Raw genomic sequence first — 24403 nt, 5'->3', positions numbered from 1 at the left:
AGCTGTATGTTTTCAGGAAGAGCCAGACTATGAGAATAACTAAAAATCTGTTGCAGGTGAGTGTGCTGGGGCTGTCGATCATGGCGGGTAGCGTGATGGCCGCCGTCTCGGCCGATGAAGCCGCCAAACTGGGTACCAGCTTGACCCCGATGGGCGCCGAAATGGCCGGTAATGCGGCAGGCACCATTCCTAAATGGTCGCCGCTGCCAACCAACGCCGGCGCGGTGGATGCGCGTGGTTTCCTGGCCAACCCGTATGCCAGCGAACAGCCGCAATTCATCATCACCGCGAAGAACGTGGAACAGTACAAAGACAAATTGGCGCCGGGGCAGTACGCGATGTTCAAGCGTTACCCGGACACCTTCAAAATGCCGGTGTACCCAAGCCATCGCGGCGCCACGGTGCCGGCTGATGTGTTTGCCGCCATCAAGAAAAACGCCACCACCACCAACCTGGTGTCGGGCGGTAACGGCCTGGAAAACTTTGAAACCGCCGTACCGTTCCCGATTCCGAAAACCGGTGTGGAAGTGATCTGGAACCACATCACGCGTTATCGCGGCGGCAGCGTGACGCGCCTGGTGACCCAGGCCACGCCACAAACCAACGGCTCGTTCAGCCTGGTGTACTTTCGCGATCAGTTCGTGTTCCGCGACAAAATGAAGGACTTCGATCCAAAAAATCCGGGCAACGTGCTGTTTTACTTCAAGCAGCAAGTGACCGCGCCGGCGCGTCTGGCCGGTGGTGTGCTGCTGGTGCATGAAACCCTGGACCAGGTTAAAGAGCCGCGCTCTGCCTGGGTTTACAACGCCGGGCAGCGCCGGGTACGGCGCGCGCCGCAAGTGTCGTATGACGGCCCGGGCACCGCCGCCGATGGTCTGCGTACTTCGGATAACCTTGATATGTATAACGGCGCGCCAGACCGTTATGACTGGAAGCTGGAGGGTAAAAAAGAGATCTACATCGCGTCCAACAGCTACAAGATCGATGATCCGAAGCTTAAGTACGCTGACATCATCAAAGCAGGCCACATCAACCAGGACCTGGCACGTTATGAGCTGCGCCGCGTTTGGCATGTGGTTGCGACCTTGAAGGAAGGCCAGCGGCACATTTACGCCAAGCGTGACTTCTTTATCGACGAAGATACCTGGCAAGCGGCGGTGATCGATCATTACGATGGCCGGGGCCAGTTGTGGCGCGTTGCTGAAGCACATGCCGAGAACTATTACGATAAACAAGTGCCTTGGTACGCGATCGAAACGCTGTACGACTTGCAGTCTGGCCGTTACTTGGCATTGGGTATGAAGAACGAGGAGAAGCAGGCGTATGACTTTGGTTTTACCGCGACTACCAGCGACTTTACTCCTGCAGCATTGCGCCAGGACGGGGTTCGCTAAGCCGAACTAGTGAGTGTTCAAATGTGCGAGGCGCTACGGCATCTTTGATGTAGCGCTGTCGCGCTGCGAGCGGGCTTGGGGTGTTTTTTAGGGTGGGTATATATCCTTTATTTGGGTGATGGCTTATATCGGTTTCGCTCTTACAGCGAGTCACTTTTGATAGAGCCCAAAAGTAACCAAAACGCTCTCGCCCCACCACTCGGTGCCTCGCTTAGGCTCGGCATGCCCGCCCACAGGCTTGAATCCGTGGGCCGCCGCGATGGGCCATCCTTGGCCCAGCGCGGCTACCCCGGCGTCCTGCCGGGTTACCCACGGATTCAAGCCTGCGTGCGGCCATCGTGGTTTAACGGGGCGCTTCTTAGATCAAAAGCAAGAGCACGGCGGCCTGAAAGCCGACCTGAGTGGTTGAAGCGGATCAAGGGCGGGTTTGCATGCACAGCAGATCTGCTTTTTTTGCTTTTTGTGCTTTTTGTGGGAGGGGGCTTGCTCCCGATAGCAGTGTGTTAGTTGAAAAATATTTATCTGACACACCGCCATCGGGAGCAAGCCCCCTCCCACAGTTTGACCACATTCGGCTTGGGGGATGATCGTTCCCACGCTCTGCGAGGTAATGCCGCTCTGGACGCTCTGCGTCCGGCTTTAAAAAGCGGTTTTGTGGGCCTCCCGTTCAGCCATGGAATCTCCCACATTTTTTGTCGCAGTTCTTTTTCAGCCAATTTTTGCAAAGTCCTACAACCCCGCCGCGTTTACCGCTAGTCTGCGGACATCTGCAATGCCGACGACAGCCTTCTACAAGAGCCCGGCGATGACTGATCTGTCCCGAATCCAAGGCCCTGCAAACGCTGTGATTCCGACCCTGGAAGCGCGCTTTTACAGGCCTCCGCTGCCTGACGGCTATGTGCTGCGCCCGCGCCTGTGCGAACGGCTGAGTGCCGGTTTGCACGGGCGACTGTTGCTGGTCAGCGCCCCGGCCGGGTTCGGCAAAAGCTCGTTAGCGGTGGAGTTCTGCCAAGGCCTGCCGGCGCATTGGCAAAGTTTGTGGCTGGGCCTGAGCGCTCGCGATAACGACCCCGGGCGTTTCCTTGAGCGCCTGCTCGAAGGCTTGCAACACTACTTCCCGCAACTCGGCAATCAGTCCCTGGGCTTGCTGAAAATGCGCCAGCGTCACCAACCTTTTGCGTTTGAAGAATGGCTCGACGGTCTGCTCGATGAGCTGACGGTGCACCTGTCCACGCGTGCGCCTTTATTGTTGGTGCTCGATGACTACCATTTGGCCCAAGGCCCGGTGCTGGATCGCTGCCTGCAGTTTTTTCTCAATCATTTGCCGGATGGGCTGGTGGTCATGGTTACCAGCCGCCAGCGCCCGGACTGGCATCTGGCGCGGCTGCGGCTGTCGCGGCACTTGCTGGAGCTGAGCGAACAAGACCTGCGCCTGACACACGACGAGTCCCTGGCGTTACTGGACCGGCACAGCAGCTCGTTGCGCGGCGAGGCACTGGACAACTTGATCCGTCGCAGTGAGGGCTGGGTGGCCGGGTTGCGTTTCTGGCTGCTGGCGGTCTCCGAAGCCGGCAATGAAGGCGCGTTGCCGCAGCACTTGAACGGTGGCGAAGGGCTGATTCGCGATTACCTGCTGGAAGAAGTGATCGACTGCCTGCCGGTCGAGGTTCAAGCGTTCTTGTACGACACCGCTCCGCAGGATCGTTTTTGCAGTGAACTCTGCGACGCCGTGCGCGAAGCCCATGACAGCGCGGAAATCCTCGGTTATTTGCAAGCCCATCAAGTCTTTCTGGTGCCGCTGGACGAGCAGGGCCACTGGTTCCGGTATCACCACCTGTTTTCCGATTTGCTGCTCACCCGCCGTGCCAGCAATGCCACGTTGTCGATTGCCAGCCTGCACCTGCGTGCTTGCCGCTGGTTCAACGCGCAGGGCTTGATCGATGAAGCGGTGGAGCAGGCGTTGCGCGCCGGCCACCTCGACGTGGCGGCAAACCTGGTGCAAAACCTGTCGGAAGAGCAACTGCTGGCTGAACAGAATGTCGGCATGCTGCTGCGCTGGAAAATGGACTTGCCCGAAAGCCTGCTGGTCAGCACGCCGCGGTTGATCGTGCTTTACAGCTGGGCGCTGGGGCTGGCCTGCCAACTGGATGCTGCCGAAGAATTATCCGGCTACCTCAGCCGTTACCTGCCGGCACCGTCGGCGACTGCGCAAAAATCGATGCTGGCGCAATGGCTGGCGCTGAGCGGGATTATCGCGCGGGGCCGAGGGGACCGCGAGTTGACCCAGCGTTATTGCAGCGAGGCGTTGGAAAGCCTGCCGCAGAAACGCTACGGCCAGCGCCTGATGTGCCTGTCGACCCTGTCCAACCTGGCCATCGTCGATGCCGACCTGTGGCGCGCGCGCAGGTTGAACCGCGAATCGCTGGAGCTGGCGCAGCGCGTCGGCAACCCGCTGTTTGAAGCCCTGGCCCACTACGACCGTGCACGTGTGTTGCAGGCGCGCGGCGAAATCCTGCGCTCGCTCGACGAGGTGCGTCAGGGCCTGCAACGCTTGCACGGCGTGGCGCCGCAACGGCTGTACGCCGTGCGCGCGCGGTTGTCGCTCTACGAAGGTTATTTGCTGTTGCTGCGCTGTCAGCCTGAAGCCGGTCTCGCTCGCCTGCGCTCCGGCCTTGGCGAAGCCCGCGCCTGCCGGGACATCAGCGTGCTGATCGGGCATTGCGTGATCGCCAACTTCGAAGGGCGGCGTGGGGATTTCCCCAAGGCCTTTGCCGAACTCGCCGAGGCCGAGCGCTTGATGCATATCTGGGATGTGCCGCCGATCTACTACCTGGCGATGATCACCCTGATCAAATGTGAATTGTGGCTGGCCCAAGGCCGTACCGACCTCGCCGACGCCTGGCTGACTCGGCTGGGGCAGACCTACAACGGCGAACATGCCGCCGCCGCGCCGGAGTTTCATCCACACTTGGCGCAACACATAGGGCTGCAACACGCAGCACTCGATGCTATTCGCCATCAACCTGCTGCCGCGCTGCAACGCCTCGAAGCGCTGGCGCAACAGGCGCAAAGCAGCGGGCGCCAGATGATTGCCCTGATGGCGCTGACTCAGCAGGTGCACTTACTCTTGGCGTGCGGCCAGGAAACCAAGGCGCGAGCGACCGTCGCTCAGGCCCTTGAGGCTGGCGCCGGTGGCGCGCTGCAACCGTTTGAGCGCCTGCTGGAAACTCACCCGGTTTGGATGCGCGAACAGTTGGGCAAAGAGCCCAATGGGGTATTGAGCCAAAGTTTGCTGGCGTTGTTGCCGGTTGTCGCGGTGGTTGAGGTGGCGCCCAACCACGAAACCCTCAGCGCCCGCGAACTGGCAGTGCTGCAACTGATCGCCCAAGGCTGTTCTAACCAGGAAATCAGCAATCAGTTGTTCATTTCACTGCACACCGTGAAAACCCACGCCAGCCACATCAACAGCAAGCTGGGCGTGGAGCGCCGTACCCAGGCGGTGGCGCGGGCCAAGTCGATGGGCTTGCTGGCCTGAACCTGCAGCCGTTTATTGCGCCGCCGGGCACGCTTTGAGCTGCTTGTCGACCACCTGGCTGACCAGCGTGGCGAAGCGCTTGAGGTTGTTCTGGTGCGCCGCCACCACCTCGTCAATGCTCGGGCCTGCCGGCGACTGCAAGGTGCTGCGGCAGGTCAGCGTCGGGCGATCACCGCCACTGGTTTGCCGCAAGCGCCAGCGCACGTCGAGCAGCGCGTATTGGCCGGGCACCGAGTCAAAACGTTGCACGTCAAGGCGCAACGACACGGCTTGGCGGGCATCGCTGTTGGCGAACTGATCGACCAGCGCACTTTTCAGCTCATCCGCCAGGCTGGCGGCCCACCATTGCGTCTCAAGAATCGCCACGCCACTGTTGCCCTGGCGAATCACGATCTGCGGGCGGTCGACTTGCGGCGGCACGCTGATGCTTTCAATGCGAATACCACCCGCGTCGGCGCGCGTCGCGTTACTCCAGTGCGCCGGGGTCAGCGTGTGAAATGCAATTGGCTCACTGCTGCACGCCGCGAGTAGCAGCAACGCAGTCATCAGCGTGATCTTAAACGGAAACGTCATGGCTGCTCCAATAGTCATTTGCGTGGGGGCGCCTGCAGGTCCAGTGGCGCGGCATTTTCAGGGCGACCGCGAATCAGCGATTCCGGGTGCCTGCCCAAGTAATCCGACAGCTCGCGCAAGGAGCGCGACATGCGGCCAAGTTCATCCAGGGTTTGGGTCAGTTGCTCACGCTGCGGCGAGTCTTCGGCCAGGGTGGAATTGGCCGACTGCAATGTCTTGCTCACGTCACCCAAGGTGTTTTGCACGGCGGGCAAGGTCTTGGCGTTGAACTGGGTCAGGCCCTTGCGCAACTCGACCAGGTTGCTGTCGAGGTTGCCGGCAATCCGGTCAATTGGTAGCTGGCTGATCTTGTTGACGATGCCTTCGAGTTTTTCCTGCAACTGTTCCAGGTTACCGGGGATGGTCGGGATGCTGACCGGCCGCTGGCTCGCGTCAAACCTGACTTTTTCGGCCTTCGGGTAGAAGTCCAAAGCGATGTAGAGCTGGCCGGTCAGCAGGTTGCCGCTGCGGGCCTGGGCGCGCAGGCCGTTTTCGATAAACGTGCCGATCAGGCGTACGCCGCTCGCCTCATCGTCAATTTTATGGTCCATGGCTTTAAGCAGTTTGGTATGCGCCTGCCCGAGCAGTTGTGGGTAGATCACGATGCCGACGTTGATCGGAAAGCTGCGTTTTTTGGCATCGAAATCCATGTTGATCGACACCACCTTGCCGAACTCGACGCCGAGAAACTCCACCGGCGCACCGACTTTCAGCCCACGCAGTGCCTGATCAAACCGCAGGACCATGTATTGCCCCTCACCGTTAGGCGGGGCGAGGGCGCTTTGCTGGTCGTCGAACAGTTCATAGGCGTGATTTTCGTCGGCCGGCTTGTCGTTGGGGCTGTAAGGCGGTGCCACAAAAGCGATTCCACCGGCGAGCATCGAGGACAACGATTCGGTTTTGAGTGCGAAGCCATTCGCGCCGACACTCAGGTCTATGCCGCTGGCGTTCCAGAAACGCGTGTTGTCGGTGACATACACATCATTCGGCGCATGCACAAACACGTCGATATTCACGCCTTTGCCTTCGTTATCAAGCGCGTAGGCCACGACCTGGCCGACCGGGATTTTCCGGTAGTAGACCGGCGAGCCAATATCCAGCGAGCCGAGGCTTTGGGTATGCAGGGTGAAGCGTTTGCCCGGTTCGCCGTAGGTGATCGGCGGCGGGTTTTCCAGGCCCTTGAATTGGTGCGAGCGCGTATCGGACTGGCCGATGTCGGCGCCGATGTAGTCACCCGAAAGCAGGGTGTCGATGCCGGACACGCCCCCCGCGCCAATGCGCGGCCTGACCACCCAGAACTTTGAGTCTTCACGGGTGAAGCTTTCAGCCTGCTTGACCAGTTTGATGGTGGCATTGACGCTTTTCTGGTCATCACTCAAGGCCACGTCGGAGACTTGGCCGATCACCACATTGCGGTATTTGACCTCGGTTTTGTTGGCGGTCAGGCCGCTGCCGGTCTTGAAGTTGAGGACGATGGTAGGGCCTTGCTGGAGCATGCTGTGAATGACCAGCGACAGCCCCACCAATACCGCAACAATCGGCACGATCCATACCAGCGAAACGCTGAAACGCTGCGTCTTGATCGCAGGCGACCCGGCGGGGGTGTCAGCCTTGTGTAACGTCATCCGAGGTTTCCTCGTTGTGTGGGTTTTCCCAGATCAGCCGTGGGTCGAAACTCATGGCTGCGAGCATTGTAAACACGACCACCAAGCCAAAAAACAGAATGCCCAGGCGCGGCTCGATGGTGCCCAGCGCCTGGAACTTCACCAGTGCGGCCACCAGCGCTACCACGATCACATCGAGCATTGACCAGTAACCAATCAGCTCGATAAACCGAAACAGCTTCGAACGTTGCCTGCGCGCCCACAGGCTGTTGCGCTGCACGGTAACCAGCAGCAGCGTCAACGACACAAACTTGATGCCGGGCACCGCAATGCTGGCGATGAAAATGATCAGGGCGATGTCCCAGGCGCCATGCTGCCAGAACTCCAGTACGCCGCTCATGATAGTGCTGTCCGCGCCCGAGCCGAGCATGTTGGTGTTCATCACCGGTAATAAATTCGCCGGAACATAAAACGCGAGCGCGGTGAGCATGAACGCCCAGGTGCGTGTCAGTGAGCGCACCTTGCGCCGGTGCAAGGGCGCGCCGCAGCGTTCGCACTCGGTGGGCTCGGTGCTCATGTCGCAGGCATGGCCACAGGTGTGGCACAGGCACAGGTTGAGTTCGCGGGCAGTTGGCGGCGGCTTCATACGCTGTCCCACAGGTCACGCACGTCGCGCCCGGCAATGCGGATCAGCAGCAGGCTGAGGGCGCCCAGCGCAAACAGCCCGGTGCCGGGCGCCACATCGAGCATGCCGGCCAGCTTGAACACCGCGACCATGGCCGCCAGCAGGCAAACTTCGAGCATGCTCCACGGCCTCAGCGCTTCGAGCCAGCGCATGCACAGCTTGAACGCCGGTGAGCGCTTGCCGGACAGGGCGAAACTTAACACCCATATCAGCAACAGCAGTTGAAACACCGGCGCGATGATGATGGAAATGGCCGCCACCAAGGCAATAAAGGTGATCGGCCCCAGGCTCAGTGCCACGACTGAATCCCATAAGGTCGCGCTGCTTTTCAAACCTTGCAGGCTGATGCTCATTACCGGGTAAAAGTTAGCGAAGGCCCACAGCACGGCGGCGGTCACGGTCAGGGCGAGCCGTTGTTGCACCGACAGGCCGTTGTAGCGCTGCAGCACGCCTGAGCAGCGTGTGCACACGGCCTTTTGATGTTTGGCGAGCGTGACTTTTTCGTACACGCAGTCGCAGTGTTCGCAGATGACCCGTTTATTCGGCATAAGTCGTGCTCCAAACGCGACGCGCTGCGGTGCTGGATGTTGCTCTTGGTTTAATCGCGGATGAGTAGCTTACCAGTTGCCGCATCACCCGCCTGATCCCTTGCGCAGCAGGGGCAACGTCCATTATCCGTGATTAGCCGCAAGCGATGGCGAGAACAGCAAAAAGCCAAATCGTTCCCTCCCGGCCGTCGAGAGTGGCAAATAGACGCACCCTAGCATTGTATTGCCATGGCGGAGCCGCTAATGTGAGCGCAAATTTTATCCTCGCTCCAGTTTCTTAAGGTTTAACGCCTGGAAGCAGGGCCAAGTATTCATAGTTTCTCAAGCAGCTGAAGACAACCTACAAGAAGTCAGCGCAGGGGGCATGAGAGTTAGGTCGATGCAGTTTATTGGCCTGTATGTTCATCCCNCCCGCCGGGTCTGCGATTGCCCGCTTTTGTGGCAAGCCGTGAGCCGTAAAACCGTACGTTTGCGGCGGGCAGGCGGATGACCTTCTATCCTGGAAATCACAGTATGTTGAAGAAAGCGAACAAGGCCCTGTTGGGCCTGGCCTTGTCTATGGGCCTTATGCAGGCTCATGCGGCAGAGACCAAAAAAGTCGACGTGTTGCTGGTTGGCGGCGGCATCATGAGTGCCACCCTCGGTGTTTGGCTTAACGAACTCGAGCCAGGCTGGACCATGGAAATGGTCGAGCGCCTTGATGGCGTTGCCGAAGAAAGCTCCAACGGCTGGAACAACGCCGGTACGGGCCACTCTGCGCTGGCCGAGTCCAACTACACCCCGTATGGCAAAGACGGCAAGATCGAAATCGCCAAAGCGATCGAGATCAACGAGGCCTTTCAGGTTACTCGTCAGTTCATGGCCTGGCAGGTCAAGTCGGGCGTGTTGAAAAACCCGCATTCCTTCATCAACACCACCCCGCACATGAGCTTCATGTGGGGCGACGATAACGTCAAGTTCCTGAAAGAGCGCTACGAGGCACTGCAGCGCAGCCCACTGTTCGCCGGCATGCAATACAGCGAAGATCAGGCGCAGATCAAACAATGGGTTCCGCTGATGATGGAAGGGCGTGACCCCAAGCAGAAAATCGCGGCTACCTGGACGCCGATCGGCACCGACGCGAACTGGGGTGAAGTCACTCGCCAGTACGTTGCTGCCCTGCAAACCAAGCCTAACTTCAGCCTGAAGTTGTCCAGCGAAGTGGAAGAAATCACTCGCAACAAGGACGGCGGCTGGCACGTCGAATACAAAAACCTGAAAGACGGCACCACCCACGCCACTGATGCGAAATTCGTGTTCATCGGCGCAGGCGGCGGCGCATTGAAGCTGCTGCAAAAAGCCGACATCCCTGAAGCCCGCGATTATGGTGGCTTCCCGGTAGGTGGCTCGTTCCTGGTGACCGAAAACCAAGACATCGCCATGCAGCACATGGCCAAGGCATACGGCATCGCTTCGACCGGCGCACCGCCCATGTCCGTACCGCACCTGGATACCCGTGTACTGGACGGCAAGCGTATGGTGCTGTTCGGGCCATTCGCGACGTTCTCCACCAAGTTCCTCAAAAACGGTTCGTACTTCGACCTGTTGTCGACCACCACGCCGCATAACGTGTGGCCAATGACCAAAGTCGGCGTTGAGCAGTATCCGCTGATCGAATACCTCGCAGGCCAGTTGATGATGTCGGATGACGACCGCTTCAACGCGCTGAAAGAGTATTTCCCGCACGCCAAAAAAGAAGACTGGCGCTTGTGGCAAGCTGGCCAGCGCGTACAGATCATCAAGCGTGATGCCGATAAAGGCGGTGTGTTGAAGCTGGGTACCGAGGTTGTGTATTCCCAGGACCGCACCATCGCTGGCCTGCTGGGCGCTTCGCCAGGTGCCTCGACCGCTCCACCGATCATGATCGATGTGCTGGAAAAGGTCTTCAAGGACAAGGTCGCGACGCCTGCCTGGCAGGAGAAGATGCACCAGATCGTGCCGAGCTACGGTACCAAGCTTAATGAGTCGCCAGCGCGCGTTCAGCAAGAATGGGACTACACCGCTGAGGTTCTGCAACTGAGCAAGCCGCCAGTGATCGACGTGACGGCCTACTCCAATGCGATCCCTGCTCCGGCCAAGCCTGCTGCTCCGCAGGAGAGCAAACCGGCTCAGGACATGGCGCTTTAAAGCGGCCTGACCTGAAAAGAGTCCGGCGGGTGCTGTAACTGCTGTTACTTGAGCAGTTGAGCACGCGCTGGCCTTACTTAAAAATCCGATGCCATGGCCTGGCATCGGATTTTTTTATGCCTGTTCAGTGGGGTTAACCCGCAGCATCCCCAGCGTGCGTTCAGCCCGCGTCTGCTACCTTTTCACTGCCGGTAAGCGCGGCCAATGTTTTGTCGACGCTTAAAAAGTGCCCACGGAATTTTTACCGTTTGTCGCGTTCAAAACTCGGCACAGGCCCATTGCCGATGTCCTCTGCACCACAGAATGCAAAAGTAGGAGCTTTCCTCATGTTCACGCCACGTCGTCTTCTTGTTGTTGCCACCGCCGTAGCCCTTTTGTCCGGCTGCGCTTCACCTAATCCTTATGATGGCAGCCAAGGGCAAGCAAATAACCAAACGCAAGGCGGTATGAGCAAAACTGCCAAGTACGGCGGCCTGGCTGCATTGGCCGGTGGTTTGGCGGGTGCCGCAATCGACCATAACAACCGTGGCAAGGGCGCTCTGATTGGCGCCGCCGTCGCAGGTCTGGGTGGCGCAGGTTATGGCTACTACGCCGACCAGCAAGAAAAGAAACTGCGTGAGAGCATGGCCAACACCGGCGTTGAGGTGCAGCGCCAAGGCGATCAGATCAAGCTGATCATGCCGGGTAACATCACCTTCGCGACCAACTCGGATGCGATTTCCAGCAGCTTCTACACGCCGCTGAATAACCTCGCGGGCTCGCTCAAGCAGTTCAACCAGAACACCATCCAGATCGTTGGCTACACCGACAGCACCGGCAGCCGCCAGTTGAACATGGACCTGTCCCAACGCCGTGCGCAAAGCGTGGCCAACTACCTGACCTCGCAAGGCGTGAGCCCGACCAACTTGAGCGCACGCGGTGCCGGCCCGGATAACCCGATTGCCAGCAACGCCGACGTGAATGGCCGTGCGCAGAACCGTCGCGTAGAGGTTAACCTCGGCCCGATCCCCGGCCAGCAATATGGCCAGCCTGCTCAGCAGCAGCAGCAGCAACAGCAACAGGCGCCACAGCAGAACAACCAGTTCCAGGGCAACCCGTACCAGCAGTACCAGTAAACGCTGGCCACTAAAAAGGGCGCCGTGCAGTCAATGCACGGCGCCCTTTTTTGTGGCGGTCGATTACCTCAGTCGATGTATTCGAAGACCTTCACGATTTTTTGCACACCAGACACGCCTTGTACCAAGTTGGAGGCGCGAGTGGCTTCTGCCTGGGTCAGCAGGCCCATCATGTAGACGATGCCGTTATCGGTGACGATTTTAATCCGCGAGCCGGGAATCGCACTGTCGGTGAGCATTTGCGCCTTGATCTTGGTGGTCAGCAAGGCGTCGTTGCTGATAGCCAACAGCGTGATCGGGTCCATCACTTGCAGTTCGTTATGGACCTTCTTCACCCGTTGCACGGTGGAGGCGGCTTGCTCGGCTTGAGCTTTGAGGTCGGCACGCGGCGTTTGGCCAGCGAGCAGTACAACGCCGTTGAAGCTGGTCACGACGATACGCGATGCGCCGTTGCCGAGGTCGGTAGCCGCCTTGGCGACGTTTACTTCGACCTTGGTTTCGATCAGCGAGTCGTCAATTTTGCTGCCGAATGTACGTGTGCCCTTGTCGTCCTGGATGGGGGTGTCACGTGTCGCGGTGATTGCCGTGCTGCAGCCGCTGATGGCAAGGCACAGCGTAATGGCCAAAAGGCTGAGGCGGTTAACGGTCATTCTTCACTCCCGAACAGTTGGCTGTCGATCAGATCGCACAGGCAGTGGATCGCCAGCAGGTGGACTTCCTGAATGCGTGCAGTGACATTGGCCGGGACGCGAATCTCTACGTCCTCGGGCAGCAGCAACGAGGCCATGCCGCCGCCGTCGCGCCCAGTCAATGCTACGACAATCATTTCGCGATCATGTGCGGCCTGGATCGCTTGAATAATGTTTGCCGAGTTGCCGCTGGTGGAGATCGCCAGCAGCACGTCGCCGGGTTGGCCCAGCGCGCGGATCTGCTTGGAGAAAATTTCGTTGTAGCTGTAGTCGTTGGCGATCGAGGTGATCGTCGACGAGTCAGTGGTCAAGGCGATGGCCGGCAGGCTTGGGCGCTCGCGCTCGAAGCGGTTGAGCAGCTCGGAGGAGAAATGCTGGGCATCACCGGCCGAACCGCCATTGCCGCACGAGAGCATTTTGCCCTCGTTGAGCAAGGCATTGACCATGACCTGACTGGCTTGCTCGATGTGCGGTGCAAGTACGTCCATCGCCTGTTGCTTGGTGTCGATGCTGGCCTGGAAAAGCTGGCGAATTCGGGATTGCATGTCCATCTGTGTGACCTTAAGTAGCGCGGCTGTTTGGCACAGTCATGTGCAGCCCGCAATGCAAAGAGCAAAAGTGTGGGGTGAAAATGTCTGGTGAATCAGCTGTCGAAGGCATTTTTCAGCCAGTTCGGATCAGCCGGGCCAGACGGTGTGCTTTCTATGGCAACCACATCGAAACGGCAGGGGGAGTCAGCCCAGCGATGCTCTTTGAGCAGGTAAAACTGCGCGGCGAGTATCAGCTTCTGACGCTTGCGCCCGTCGATACTGGCGAGCGCGCCACCCCATTGTGCGTGTTTTCTATAGCGGACTTCGACGAATACTACTGTATCGCCGTCAAGCATGACCAGATCAAGCTCACCGCGTTTACACAACCAGTTCTGCGCCAGAAGGCGCAGACCCTGTTGTTGCAGATAGTTGAGGGCTTGAAGTTCGGCATCCTTGCCGCTTTGAGCACTGGACCGCTCGGGCATCAGCGCGGGGTGTCCGGCAGGCGCTGGATTTCGCCGCCGACAAATTTGGCCCATGGCATCTGGCGATCAACGCGCTGGTTGGCGCTGACGCCCAGGCTGCCCGAAAGACCGTCAACGCGCGTGTCCGGCAATGCCTTGAGCTGGCCCAGGCGCGGCGCCAGGCGGTAGGCATCAACGCCCATCGCGTACAGGCGGCCGAGGCTGCCGTTGGCTTGGGGCCATTGGGCGGTCACCTGGTTGCGCAGCGGGTCAGTGGTGTTGAGCAACCACGGTGTTTCGCAGAACATCACGTTAGTCATGTCCAGGTACTGGTTCTTGTCGCCGCTGGCGCTGAACACGTGTGAGGTCGCGTACACAGGCACATCACCGGCGTACTGGAAGTTCAGCGTCGGCTTGATCTGTTGGGCCAGTTGCGGCGTAACCGCCATGAAGATGAACTCGATGTCCTGGCGGCGCGACGGCTGCGCCGCTACATCGGCACCGACGGTGTTTTGCAGGCTCTTGGCGCGACCTTCGCTTTTACGCAGTTGGAACAGGTCGGCAATTTGTTGGGCGAGGGCAACCGGCTGGTCAACGTACTCGACGCCGACGACGGTGCCGCCATTGGCTTCCCAATCCTGGCGGAACGCTCTGTAGACACGCTCGCCCCATTCGCCTTTGGGCACCATGGCGGCGGCGCGGTGCAGGCCATCGGCGCGGGCGCGGCGCGAGACTTCGCGGGCTTCGTCTTCAGCGGCCAAGCCGAACTGGAACAGTTGCGGCGGGCTTTGATCGGTTTCGCTGTAGTTCAGCGCCAGGGTGGTAATCGGCAATTGCGCGCGTGCGCTGAGTTGCTTGACCAGCGGTTTTTCGAGCGGGCCGATCACCAATTGCACACCGGCGGCCTGGGCCTTGGCGTAAAAGTCATCAAGCGAGGTCAGGCGCGAGGTGTCATAGAACTCGATGACCGGCGGTTTTTGCCCGGCTTGTTCAGCCTGGTAGTGAGCCGCCATGAAGCCTTCGCGCAGGGCTTTGGCAACACCGGCCAGCGGGCCGTCCTGCGGCAGCAGCAGGGCGATTTTGTTCAGCGGTTGGCTCGCCAGCTCCTTGAGCTTGGTCAGCGGGGTCGGCAGGTTCACCGCCGCTGGGTGGCCAGGGTTTTGCGCACGCCACGTGTCGATGGCCGCTTGCTGTTGCTCCAGCGTGCCCGCGCCCTTGACCGCTTGGGCCAGACTGATCCAGCCGTCGAGTGTCGGGTTGCCGCTGGCTTGCAACTGTTCGGCAGGCAGTGCGGCAATCAGCGCCCAGATGGCTTCGTGGTTGCTTTTGGCGGCATCACCACTCAGCAGCGGGGCCATGGCGACACGCTCGCGAGCGGCAGCCAGGGTCTGGCCATCGGCTTCATAAGCGCGTGCATGCACGGTGCCGGTGCGGATCTGCTGGTCTGTCGGCAGCTCCTTCAGGCTTTGCAGGCTGGCGTGGTTGAGTGCCGTCAACGCGGCCTTGGGCTGATTGCGCGCCATGGCCAGTTCGGCCGCCAGCGTGCTGGCAAATATTTGCGCGGCTGGCTTCAGGACACCCAACGGCACTTGCGCAAGAATCTGCGACGAGCGGCCAGGGTTGTTCTGGTGGTAAGCCAGGTCAGCCGCGCTCAGGCGCAGCAACGCGGCCTTTTCCGGCGTGCTGGCGGCGGTGGCCTGTTCGAGCAGTTGCTCGATACTGGCATCCGGGGTCCGTGGGAGGTCGCCAAGGCTGGATGAGGGCGAGCTGGAACACGCGGCCAATAAGGCAGCGAGGCAGAGGGCGGAGAGCAGCCGTAGGCAAGCGATCATGTAAGTGTTCCTGATACCGATCAAGTGAGCGTGGAAGTGTACCCAAGCACTGGCCCAGGCGCGATGTTAGTGGCATTAAACCGTCGATTTAGGTCGTGCAATTGTTGCAAACGGCCATCGACAGCTGAAAAGGCAATGGCGTTGAGGGCATATTTTAAGGGCGCCTACGCGCTACAATGGCACTTTTGCCAACCATCGAGGTGTGCGTTTTGACTGCTCCAGGTCCTTTGAATTCCACTGCAGGCTCGCTATTTGTGGTGGCGACGCCCATTGGCAACCTGGACGACATCAGTGCTCGGGCGCTTAAAGTGTTGCGCGAGGTTAAATTGGTCGCGGCGGAAGACACACGGCACTCCCAGCGTTTAATGCAGCATTTTGGTATCAGCACGCCATTGGCTGCGTGCCACGAGCATAACGAGCGCGAAGAAGGCAGCCGTTTTATCACCCGTCTATTGGCCGGTGATGATGTGGCGTTGATCTCCGATGCCGGCACGCCGTTGATTTCCGACCCTGGCTACCACCTCGTGCGCCAGGCGCGCGCGGCTGGTATCAATGTAGTGCCTGTTCCGGGAGCGTGCGCGCTGATTGCTGCTTTATCTGCTGCTGGGTTGCCATCGGACCGGTTTATCTTCGAGGGTTTCCTGCCGGCCAAGGCCGTTGGGCGGCGCGCGCGCCTTCAAGCCCTGAAGGAAGAACCGCGCACGCTGATCTTTTACGAAGCCCCGCACCGCATCCTCGAATGCCTGCAAGACATGGAACTGGTGTTCGGTGGCGAGCGCCTGGCGCTGCTGGCCCGCGAGTTGACCAAAACCTTCGAAACCCTCAAGGGCTTGCCGCTGGAAGAACTGCGCGCGTTTGTCGAGGGCGATAGCAACCAGCAGCGTGGCGAATGTGTGGTGTTGGTAGCGGGCTGGACGGCACCGGAGAATGAGGACGCGGTCGGCAGTGAGGCCATGCGTATTCTGGATTTGCTGCTTAAAGAGATGCCGCTGAAGCGGGCGGCCGCACTGGCGGCGGAAATTACCGGGGTGCGAAAAAATGTGCTGTATCAAGTGGCGCTTGATAAACAGAAGGGCGAATAGTTCCGGGGTTAAACCGGTATTCCGTCTGAACGTGATGGCATTGCTGCACTTTTAATACTTGTCCTAAGCCCCTCGTGCCGTTAACCTTTGCGGCGGAGAGTCGATTGGACAGTCGCTGCCCTCTATGAAAATTAGGGGGGGGAGGAAAGTCCGGGCTCCATAGGGCGAAGTGCCAGGTAATGCCTGGGAGGCGTGAGCCTACGGAAAGTGCCACAGAAAATAACCGCCTAAGCACTTCGGTGCCGGTAAGGGTGAAAAGGTGCGGTAAGAGCGCACCGCACGACTGGCAACAGTTCGTGGCTAGGTAAACCCCACTTGGAGCAAGACCAAATAGGGTCCCAAGGCGTGGCCCGCGCTGGGACCGGGTAGGTTGCTAAAGATGTCCAGTGATGGCCATCGTAGACGAATGACTGTTCAAGACAGAACCCGGCTTACAGATCGACTCTCCACCTTTTTTCCTTCTGTCCGAATCTCGGTCAGAAACCCGGTAGTAACGCAAGAATCCTTCCCTGCCAAATCATTGGCAGATGCGTCTTCGTAATACCAAAAAAATCTTACTCTTAATAAATCACTTTAACTTTAAGCCCTAGCTCTATGAGCTATTTGCGGTTGTTGAGTCAAAAACCTCGTCGAACTCTGGTTTCTCCTCCTTTTACGCTCCTAAATCTCCGTTCTGTAAGGCTTTTCCTTGAATCCGCGCCTTGACGGTGTGGTGGGCGCATTCCTATAGTGTGCGCAAGTGGCGGAAAGTGGCACAAAGTGGGTTTTTTGAACGTAAAACGCTAAAATTTGGAGAAACGCACCTGTGTTTCGCGGAGCTAACGCTATCAGTCTCGATGCAAAAGGCCGTCTCGCTATGCCGAGCCGGTATCGTGACGAGCTGATTTCGCGAAGTTCCGGGCAATTAATCATCACCATTGATGCCGTTGACCCTTGTTTATGTGTTTACCCGCTTGATGAGTGGGAGTTGATTGAAACCAAACTGCGCGCTCTGCCTTCATTGCGTGAAGAAAACCGCCGCCTGCAACGCTTGCTGATTGGTAATGCCGTCGACCTCGAACTCGATGGCAGTGGCCGTTTCCTGGTGCCGCCGCGTTTGCGCGAGTACGCCAAGCTCGACAAGCACGCAATGCTGGTCGGCCAACTGAACAAGTTCCAATTGTGGGACGAAGGTGCCTGGGACGCTGTTTCTGCAGCTGACCTGGCGGCTATTCAACAACCGGGCGCTATGCCTGATGAACTGCGTGATTTGATCCTGTGACTATTGATAGCGGCTTTAACCACATCACCGTACTGCTTGACGAAGCCGTTGAGGCTCTCGCCGTACGCGCGGATGGCTGCTATTTGGATGGCACGTTCGGCAGGGGCGGGCACAGCCGGTTGATACTCAGCCAGCTCGGGCCAGACGGCAAGCTCCTCGGGTTTGACAAAGACCCTCAAGCGATTGCCACCGGGCAAGCGCTAGCGGCCGAAGACGGCCGCTTTGTCGTTGTACAGCGCAGCTTTGCCGAGCTGGGTGCCGAAGTCGCCGAGCGCGGCATGGCAGGCAAGGTGGCCGGGGTTTTGCTCGACTTGGGCGTGTCCTCGCCGCAACTCGATGACCCGGAACGCGGTTTCAGTTTCATGAACGACGGCCCGCTGGACATGCGCATGGACCCGACGCGCGGCGTCAGTGCTGCCCAGTTCATCGCCACCGCGCCCCACGAAGAAATTACCCGTGTGTTCAAAGAGTACGGTGAAGAACGTTTCGCCGGCCGCATGGCACGTGCCGTGGTCGAGCGCCGCGAAATCCAGCCGTTTGAACGCACCGCTGACTTGGCCGAAGTGCTGAAAGTCGCCAACCCGGCATGGGAAAAGGGCAAGAACCCGGCGACCCGTGCGTTTCAGGGCCTGCGCATTCACGTCAACAACGAACTGGGCGACCTTGAGGCTGGCCTCGAAGCCGCGCTGGAAGCCCTCGAAGTTGGCGGTCGCCTGGTAGTGATCAGCTTCCACTCGCTGGAAGACCGCATCGTCAAACTGTTCATGCGCCGCCTGGTCAAGGGCGAGTCGGATAACCTGCCGCGCAACCTGCCGGTACGTTTTGAAGCCTTCGTGCCGAAAATTAAAATCCATGGCAAAGCGCAGTTCGCTTCTGAAGCTGAACTCAAGGCCAACCCACGTTCGCGCAGCGCTGTCATGCGTGTCGCGGAGAAGTTGCGGTGAGCAAGCTTTTCGCCAAACCCCTGCCGGGCGGCAGCTTCTTTATGTTGCTGCTGTTTGTCGGCGTGCTGGTGTCCGCGATTGCGGTGTCCTACAGCGCCCACTACAACCGCCAACTGCTCAATACCCTGTATGGGGAGTTGAGCGTGCGTGACAAAGCGCAAGCGGAATGGGGTCGGCTGATTCTCGAACAAAGCACCTGGACCGCGCATAGCCGCATTGAAGTGCTGGCGACTGAGCAGTTGAAGATGCACATTCCAAGCGCGGCCGACGTTCGCATGGTGGCGCCATGATGAAGCTCGAGGGTGCACTCTACCCGTGGCGCTTCCGCCTGATGATCGGCCTGCTGGCGCTGATGGTCAGCGCGATTGCCTGGCGCATCATCGACCTGCAAGTGATCGATCGTGACTTCCTGATCGGTCAGGGCGACGCGCGTAGCCTGCGGCATATCCCGATTCCTGCGCACCGCGGTTTGATCACCGACCGTAACGGCGAACCGCTGGCCGTGAGTACGCCGGTGACCACGCTGTGGGCCAACGCCAAGGAACTGCAAACCGCCAAGGAAAAATGGCCACAGCTGGCGTCCGCCCTGGGCCAGGACCCGAAAGCCTTGGCCGAGCGCCTGGAAGCCCAAGCCAACAAAGAATTCATCTACCTGGTTCGCGGGCTCACGCCTGAGCAGGGCCAGCAAGTGCTCGACCTCAAGATCCCTGGTGTCTACGGCATCGAGGAATTTCGCCGTTTCTACCCGGCCGGTGAAACCACCGCGCATATGGTCGGCTTTACCGACATTGATGACCATGGCCGCGAAGGTGTAGAGCTGGCCTACGATGAATGGCTGGCGGGTGTGCCTGGCAAACGGCAGGTCATCAAGGACCGGCGCGGCAGATTGATCAAGGATGTGCAAGTCACCAAGAACGCCAAGGCTGGCAAGCCCTTGGCGTTGTCGATTGACCTGCGCCTGCAGTACCTGGCCAACCGCGAGCTGCGTAACGCGATCATCGAGAACGGCGCCAAGGCCGGCAGCCTGGTGATCATGGACGTGAAGACCGGCGAGATCCTCGCCATGGTCAACCAGCCGACCTACAACCCGAACAACCGTCGCAACCTGCAACCGGCGATGATGCGTAACCGCGCAATGATCGACGTGTTTGAGCCAGGTTCGACCATGAAAGCCATTTCCATGAGCGCCGCTCTGGAAACCGGGCGCTGGAAGCCGAGCGACAAGGTCGAGGTGTACCCAGGCACGCTGCAGTTGGGCAAATACACCATTCGTGACGTATCGCGTACCGAAGGCCCGGTGCTCGATTTGACCGGTATTTTGATCAACTCCAGTAACGTCGGCATGAGTAAGGTCGCCTTCGATATTGGCGGCGAAACCATTTATCACCTCGCGCAGAAAATCGGTTTGGGCCAACCCACCGGTCTCGACTTCCCCGGCGAGCGCGTGGGCAACCTGCCGAACTACCGCGACTGGAAAAAAGCCGAGACCGCCACGCTGTCCTACGGCTACGGCCTGTCGGTGACCGCGATCCAACTGGCGCATGCTTTCTCTGTATTGGCCAATAACGGTCGGATGGTTCCTTTAAGTCTGATCCACGTAGACGAAGCGCCGAAGGCCACCCAGGTGATTCCGGAAAACGTCGCCAAGACCATGCAAGGCATGCTGCAACAAGTGATCGAAGCACCGCGCGGCGTCTTCCGTGCGCAGGTGCCGGCGTATCACGTGGCAGGCAAGTCGGGTACCGCGCGTAAAACTTCGGTGGGCACCAAGGGCTATGCCGAAAACTCTTATCGTTCGCTGTTCGCAGGCTTCGGCCCGATGAGCGACCCGCGCTACGCCATCGTGGTCGTGATTGATGAGCCGAGCAAGGCCGGCTACTTCGGTGGCCTGGTCTCGGCGCCGGTGTTCAGCAAAGTGATGTCCGGCACCCTGCGCCTGATGAACATCACGCCGGACAACCTGCCGCCGACTCAACAGGCGAACGCCGGGCCACCGGCCGCTGCTGCCAAAGCCAATGGAGGGCGCGGCTGATGTCTCTTAGCTTGAACAAAATTTTTGCACATGCCGGCCGCGATCTGCTGATTCGCGAGTTGAGCCTGGACAGCCGTAATGTACGCGCCGGTGACCTGTTCCTGGCGGTGCCTGGCGGCAAGTTCGATGGCCGTGCGCACATCGCCGATGCGTTGCAGCGCGGTGCGGCGGCAGTGGCGTATGAAGTGGAAGGCGCCACCGTGCTGCCGATCACCGACGTTCCGTTGATTCCGGTCAAAGGCCTGGCGGCGCAACTGTCGGATATTGCCGGGCGTTTTTATGGCGACCCGAGCCGTCAATTGAACCTGGTGGGCGTGACCGGCACCAATGGCAAAACCAGTGTGACCCAACTGGTCGCGCAAGCGCTTGACCTGCTGGGCCAGCACTGCGGCATTGTCGGCACGCTGGGCACCGGTTTTTATGGCGCGCTGCAAAGCGGCATGCACACCACGCCCAACCCGATTGCGGTACAAGCTACCTTGGCCGACCTGAAAAAGGCCGGTGCCAAGGCGGTCGCCATGGAAGTCTCCTCCCACGGCCTCGACCAGGGGCGCGTTACGGCCTTGGCCTTTGACGTGGCGGTGATGACCAACTTGTCGCGCGACCACCTTGACTACCACGGCACCCTGCAAGCCTATGCCGCGGCCAAGGCCAAGCTGTTTGCCTGGAATGATTTGAAGTGCCGAGTGGTCAACCTCGATGACGCATTCGGTCGCCAGCTGGCTGCCGAAGACAGCGAGCCGCGCCTGATCAGCTACAGTCTGGAAGACGCCAGCGCTTACCTGTATTGCCGCGAAGCCCAATTTAACGACGAAGGCGTGCGCGCCACGTTGGTTACGCCACAAGGCGAGCATCACTTGCGCAGCACCTTGCTCGGGCGCTTCAACCTGAGCAACGTGCTTGCCGCCATCGGCGCGCTGCTCGGCCTGGATTACGCGCTGGATGAAATCCTGCGTGTGCTGCCCAAGCTCGAAGGCCCGGTCGGTCGCATGCAGCGTTTGGGTGGCGGCACCCAGCCGCTGGTGGTGGTCGATTACGCGCACACCCCGGACGCACTGGAAAAAGTCCTCGAAGCCCTGCGCCCACACGCCAAGGGCAAATTGCTTTGCCTGTTCGGCTGCGGCGGTGACCGTGATCGCGGCAAACGCCCGTTGATGGCCGAGATTGTCGAGCGTTTGGCCGATGGCGTGCTGGTGACCGACGACAACCCGCGCAGCGAAGCCCCACGCCAGATTTTTGATGACATTCGTGCAGGCTTTAACGACGCGTCCAAGGTGACCTTCGTCGCCGGTCGCGGCGCAGCCATTGCCCAACTGATCGCCGGAGCCAGCGCCGATGACGTGGTGGTACTGGCCGGTAAAGGCCACGAGGACTACCAGGAAATCAACGGCGAACGCCAGGCTTTCTCCGATCTGGTCGAGGCCGAGCGCGCCCTGGCTGCCTGGGAGCTTGCCCATGCTTAAAGCGATGAAGTTCAGCGAACTCACCCAGGCCCTGTCGGCCCGCGTAGTGTCGAGCGATTGCAGCTTCGACGGCGTCAGTATCGACAGCCGTAATATCCAGCCGGGGCAATTGTTTGTCGCGCTGACGGGCCCGCGTTTCGATGGTCACGACTACCTGAATGAAGTCGCCGCCAAAGGTGCCGTCGCCGCCTTGGTGCAGCGTGAAGTGGCAGATTCGAGCTTGCCGCAATTGTTGGTCGCCGACACTCGCCTGGCCCTTGGGCAACTCGGTGCACTGAACCGCGCCGCCTTTAACAAGCCGGTTGCGGCAGTCACTGGCTCCAGCGGCAAAACCACGGTCAAGGAATTGCTGGCCGGCATTCTGCGTACGCGTGGGCCGGTACTGGCGACCCGTGGCAACCTGAACAATGATTTCGGCGCGCCGCTGACCCTGCTCGAACTGGCCCCGGAACATACGGCGGCGGTGATCGAACTGGGTGCTTCGCGCGTCGGCGAAATCGCCTACACCGTGGCGCTGACCAAGCCTCACGTAGCAATTATCAACAACGCCGGTACTGCGCACGTTGGCGAGTTCGGCGGCCCGCAAAAAATCGTCGAAGCCAAGGGCGAAATCCTTGAAGGCCTTGATGCTTCGGGCACCGCCGTATTGAACCTCGACGACAAGGCTTTCGAAACCTGGCGTGTACGCGCCGCCGGGCGCAAGGTCTTGACGTTTGCCGTGCTCAACGCGGCGGCTGATGTTCACGCCTCTGCGGTCACCGTCGATGCGCGTGGTTGCCCCTCCTTTACCTTGCACACCCCGCAAGGTAACGAACACGTGCAACTGAATTTGCTCGGCAACCATAACGTCGCGAATGCCTTGGCCGCCGCTGCTGCTGCGCACGCCCTGGGTGTCTCGCTGTTCGGTATCGCCACCGGCTTGGGCGCGGTGCAGCCGGTCAAGGGCCGTACGGTCGCGCAACTGGCGAGCAATGGTATGCGGGTGATCGACGACACCTACAACGCCAACCCGTCCTCGGTTAATGCCGCTGTTGACCTGCTCAAAACATTTGCCGGGCGCAAGGTTTTGGTACTCGGTGACATCGGCGAGCTGGGCGATTGGGCTGAGCAAGGCCATCGCGAAGTCGGTGCCTACGCCAGCGATAAAGTCGACGCCCTGTATGCGGTCGGCCCGAACATGGCACACGCGGTTGATGCGTTCGGCCTGGGTGCGCGGCATTTTGCGACCCAAGCCGAGTTGATTCAGGCGCTGAGTGCGGCTGAGCAAGACCCACACACCACTATTTTGATCAAGGGATCGCGCAGCGCGGTGATGGAAAACGTCGTCGCGGCTTTGTGTGGCTCAAGTACGGAGAAACATTAATGCTGCTGCTGCTGGCTGAGTATCTGCAACAGTTCCACAAAGGCTTCGCGGTCTTTCAGTACCTGACCCTGCGCGGGATTCTGGGTGTGCTGACCGCGCTGTCTCTGTCGCTGTTCCTGGGGCCGTGGATGATCCGCACCCTGCAGAACCTGCAAATTGGTCAATCGGTTCGTAATGACGGCCCGCAGTCGCACCTGTCCAAATCCGGCACCCCGACCATGGGCGGCGCGCTGATCCTGTCGTCTATCGGCATCAGCACCTTGCTCTGGGCTGACTTGCACAACCGTTACGTCTGGACGGTGTTGCTGGTGACCCTGTTGTTCGGCGCCATCGGCTGGGTGGACGACTACCGCAAGGTCATCGAGAAAAACTCCAAGGGGCTGCCAAGCCGCTGGAAGTATTTCTGGCAGTCGGTGTTCGGCCTCGCCGCCGCGATCTTCCTTTACACGACGGCGCCGAGCGCAGTCGAGACCACCTTGATCATCCCGATGCTCAAGGACGCCAGCATCCCGCTGGGCATCGGTTTTGTGGTGCTGACCTACTTTGTGATCGTCGGCTCCAGCAACGCGGTCAACCTGACCGACGGCCTCGACGGTTTGGCGATCATGCCGACCGTGATGGTCGGCGGTGCGCTGGGCATTTTCTGCTACCTGTCGGGTAACGTGAAATTCGCCGAATACCTGCTGATCCCTTATGTGCCGGGCGCGGGTGAGCTGATTGTGTTCTGCGGCGCGCTGATCGGTGCCGGCCTCGGGTTCCTGTGGTTCAACACCTACCCGGCGCAAGTTTTCATGGGCGACGTCGGCGCACTGGCGCTGGGCGCAGCCTTGGGCACCATCGCGGTGATCGTCCGCCAGGAAATCGTGCTGTTCATCATGGGCGGTGTGTTCGTGATGGAAACCCTGTCGGTGGTCATCCAGGTGGCCTCCTTCAAATTGACCGGGCGCCGGGTATTTCGCATGGCGCCGATTCACCACCACTTTGAACTCAAGGGCTGGCCCGAGCCGCGCGTGATTGTCCGTTTCTGGATCATCACCGTGATTCTGGTATTGGTCGGCCTTGCCACCCTGAAACTGAGGTAGAA

General features: G+C 59.8%; 20 protein-coding genes and 1 other RNA gene. 13 read left to right on the top strand and 8 right to left on the bottom strand.

The window, feature by feature from the left end:
• The first annotated feature begins 29 nt into the window (after positions 1–29).
• Positions 30–1394: a DUF1329 domain-containing protein gene (locus tag AO240_RS25905; protein WP_099240331.1), complete on the top strand. Its 1365-nt coding sequence runs from the start codon at positions 30–32 to the stop codon at positions 1392–1394.
• Positions 1395–2199: 805 nt separating this feature from the next.
• Complete coding sequence (locus tag AO240_RS25900; protein WP_099240330.1) at positions 2200–4929, top strand: LuxR C-terminal-related transcriptional regulator; 2730 nt, start codon at positions 2200–2202, stop codon at positions 4927–4929.
• A 12-nt stretch (positions 4930–4941) separates the two neighbouring features.
• Here AO240_RS25900 and AO240_RS25895 read toward each other — a convergent pair whose 3' ends face one another.
• From AO240_RS25895 to AO240_RS25880, 4 genes are read right to left on the bottom strand one after another with little or no spacing between them, the layout of a single operon-like run.
• Positions 4942–5502 carry a membrane integrity-associated transporter subunit PqiC gene (locus AO240_RS25895; protein ID WP_099240328.1) on the bottom strand — a complete coding sequence of 187 codons (561 nt, stop codon included), beginning with the start codon at positions 5500–5502 and terminating at the stop codon, positions 4942–4944.
• 14 nt (positions 5503–5516) lie between these two features.
• The gene (locus AO240_RS25890) at positions 5517–7166 is read right to left on the bottom strand and encodes an intermembrane transport protein PqiB (RefSeq protein ID WP_099240326.1); all 1650 of its coding nucleotides are present in this window, start codon (positions 7164–7166) and stop codon (positions 5517–5519) included.
• Positions 7147–7791: a paraquat-inducible protein A gene (locus AO240_RS25885; RefSeq protein WP_099240324.1), complete on the bottom strand. Its 645-nt coding sequence runs from the start codon at positions 7789–7791 to the stop codon at positions 7147–7149. The genes AO240_RS25890 and AO240_RS25885 overlap by 20 nt, the downstream gene beginning before the upstream one ends.
• Positions 7788–8378 carry a paraquat-inducible protein A gene (locus tag AO240_RS25880; RefSeq protein ID WP_099240322.1) on the bottom strand — a complete coding sequence of 197 codons (591 nt, stop codon included), beginning with the start codon at positions 8376–8378 and terminating at the stop codon, positions 7788–7790. The genes AO240_RS25885 and AO240_RS25880 overlap by 4 nt, the downstream gene beginning before the upstream one ends.
• A gap of 513 nt (positions 8379–8891) precedes the next feature.
• On the opposite strand from AO240_RS25880, the gene mqo reads away from it, so the two are divergent.
• A complete protein-coding gene (gene mqo, locus AO240_RS25875) occupies positions 8892–10544 on the top strand; it encodes a malate dehydrogenase (quinone) (RefSeq protein ID WP_099240320.1) in 1653 nt (550 codons plus the stop codon).
• A gap of 326 nt (positions 10545–10870) precedes the next feature.
• Positions 10871–11659 (top strand): OmpA family protein, encoded by a 789-nt coding sequence (locus AO240_RS25870; RefSeq protein ID WP_099240318.1) that lies wholly within the window; start codon positions 10871–10873, stop codon positions 11657–11659.
• A gap of 68 nt (positions 11660–11727) precedes the next feature.
• Here AO240_RS25870 and AO240_RS25865 read toward each other — a convergent pair whose 3' ends face one another.
• The 4 genes from AO240_RS25865 to AO240_RS25850 form a co-directional block, all read right to left on the bottom strand.
• Complete coding sequence (locus tag AO240_RS25865; RefSeq protein WP_058414278.1) at positions 11728–12309, bottom strand: BON domain-containing protein; 582 nt, start codon at positions 12307–12309, stop codon at positions 11728–11730.
• Positions 12306–12899 carry a phosphoheptose isomerase gene (locus AO240_RS25860; protein WP_007904374.1) on the bottom strand — a complete coding sequence of 198 codons (594 nt, stop codon included), beginning with the start codon at positions 12897–12899 and terminating at the stop codon, positions 12306–12308. The genes AO240_RS25865 and AO240_RS25860 overlap by 4 nt, the downstream gene beginning before the upstream one ends.
• A gap of 92 nt (positions 12900–12991) precedes the next feature.
• Entirely contained in the window at positions 12992–13363 is a 372-nt protein-coding gene (locus AO240_RS25855) for a YraN family protein (protein ID WP_099240316.1), read from the bottom strand.
• On the bottom strand, positions 13363–15174 hold the full coding sequence (locus AO240_RS25850) for a penicillin-binding protein activator (protein WP_099240314.1): 1812 nt from the start codon (positions 15172–15174) through the stop codon (positions 13363–13365). Before AO240_RS25850 ends, AO240_RS25855 begins: the two co-directional genes overlap by 1 nt.
• A gap of 176 nt (positions 15175–15350) precedes the next feature.
• Between AO240_RS25850 and rsmI the strand changes: the two genes are divergently transcribed.
• The 9 genes from rsmI (at position 15351) to mraY (ending at position 24401) form a co-directional block, all read left to right on the top strand.
• Positions 15351–16256, top strand: coding sequence for a 16S rRNA (cytidine(1402)-2'-O)-methyltransferase (gene rsmI / locus AO240_RS25845; RefSeq protein ID WP_177445869.1), 906 nt, complete (start codon positions 15351–15353; stop codon positions 16254–16256).
• Between the two features lie 96 nt (positions 16257–16352).
• An RNA gene (rnpB, locus tag AO240_RS25840) (RNase P RNA component class A) lies at positions 16353–16706 on the top strand.
• Between the two features lie 355 nt (positions 16707–17061).
• Positions 17062–17517, top strand: a complete 456-nt coding sequence (mraZ, locus tag AO240_RS25835; protein WP_058414275.1) for a division/cell wall cluster transcriptional repressor MraZ — start codon at positions 17062–17064, stop codon at positions 17515–17517.
• On the top strand, positions 17514–18461 hold the full coding sequence (gene rsmH / locus AO240_RS25830; protein WP_058414274.1) for a 16S rRNA (cytosine(1402)-N(4))-methyltransferase RsmH: 948 nt from the start codon (positions 17514–17516) through the stop codon (positions 18459–18461). The genes mraZ and rsmH overlap by 4 nt, the downstream gene beginning before the upstream one ends.
• The gene (gene ftsL, locus AO240_RS25825) at positions 18458–18751 is read left to right on the top strand and encodes a cell division protein FtsL (RefSeq protein WP_058414273.1); all 294 of its coding nucleotides are present in this window, start codon (positions 18458–18460) and stop codon (positions 18749–18751) included. The genes rsmH and ftsL overlap by 4 nt, the downstream gene beginning before the upstream one ends.
• Positions 18751–20493 carry a penicillin-binding protein 2 gene (locus AO240_RS25820; RefSeq protein WP_177445871.1) on the top strand — a complete coding sequence of 581 codons (1743 nt, stop codon included), beginning with the start codon at positions 18751–18753 and terminating at the stop codon, positions 20491–20493. Before ftsL ends, AO240_RS25820 begins: the two co-directional genes overlap by 1 nt.
• Complete coding sequence (locus tag AO240_RS25815) at positions 20493–21956, top strand: UDP-N-acetylmuramoyl-L-alanyl-D-glutamate--2,6-diaminopimelate ligase (protein ID WP_099240310.1); 1464 nt, start codon at positions 20493–20495, stop codon at positions 21954–21956. Before AO240_RS25820 ends, AO240_RS25815 begins: the two co-directional genes overlap by 1 nt.
• Positions 21949–23319 carry a UDP-N-acetylmuramoyl-tripeptide--D-alanyl-D-alanine ligase gene (gene murF / locus AO240_RS25810; protein ID WP_099240308.1) on the top strand — a complete coding sequence of 457 codons (1371 nt, stop codon included), beginning with the start codon at positions 21949–21951 and terminating at the stop codon, positions 23317–23319. The genes AO240_RS25815 and murF overlap by 8 nt, the downstream gene beginning before the upstream one ends.
• The gene (gene mraY / locus AO240_RS25805) at positions 23319–24401 is read left to right on the top strand and encodes a phospho-N-acetylmuramoyl-pentapeptide-transferase (protein ID WP_058414269.1); all 1083 of its coding nucleotides are present in this window, start codon (positions 23319–23321) and stop codon (positions 24399–24401) included. The genes murF and mraY overlap by 1 nt, the downstream gene beginning before the upstream one ends.
• The last annotated feature ends 2 nt before the right edge of the window (positions 24402–24403 follow it).

The sequence above is a fragment of the Pseudomonas sp. ICMP 460 genome, from assembly GCF_002723595.1.
Taxonomy (GTDB): Bacteria; Pseudomonadota; Gammaproteobacteria; order Pseudomonadales; family Pseudomonadaceae; genus Aquipseudomonas; species Aquipseudomonas kitaguniensis.
This window is presented reverse-complemented; position numbering and strand designations above follow the sequence as displayed.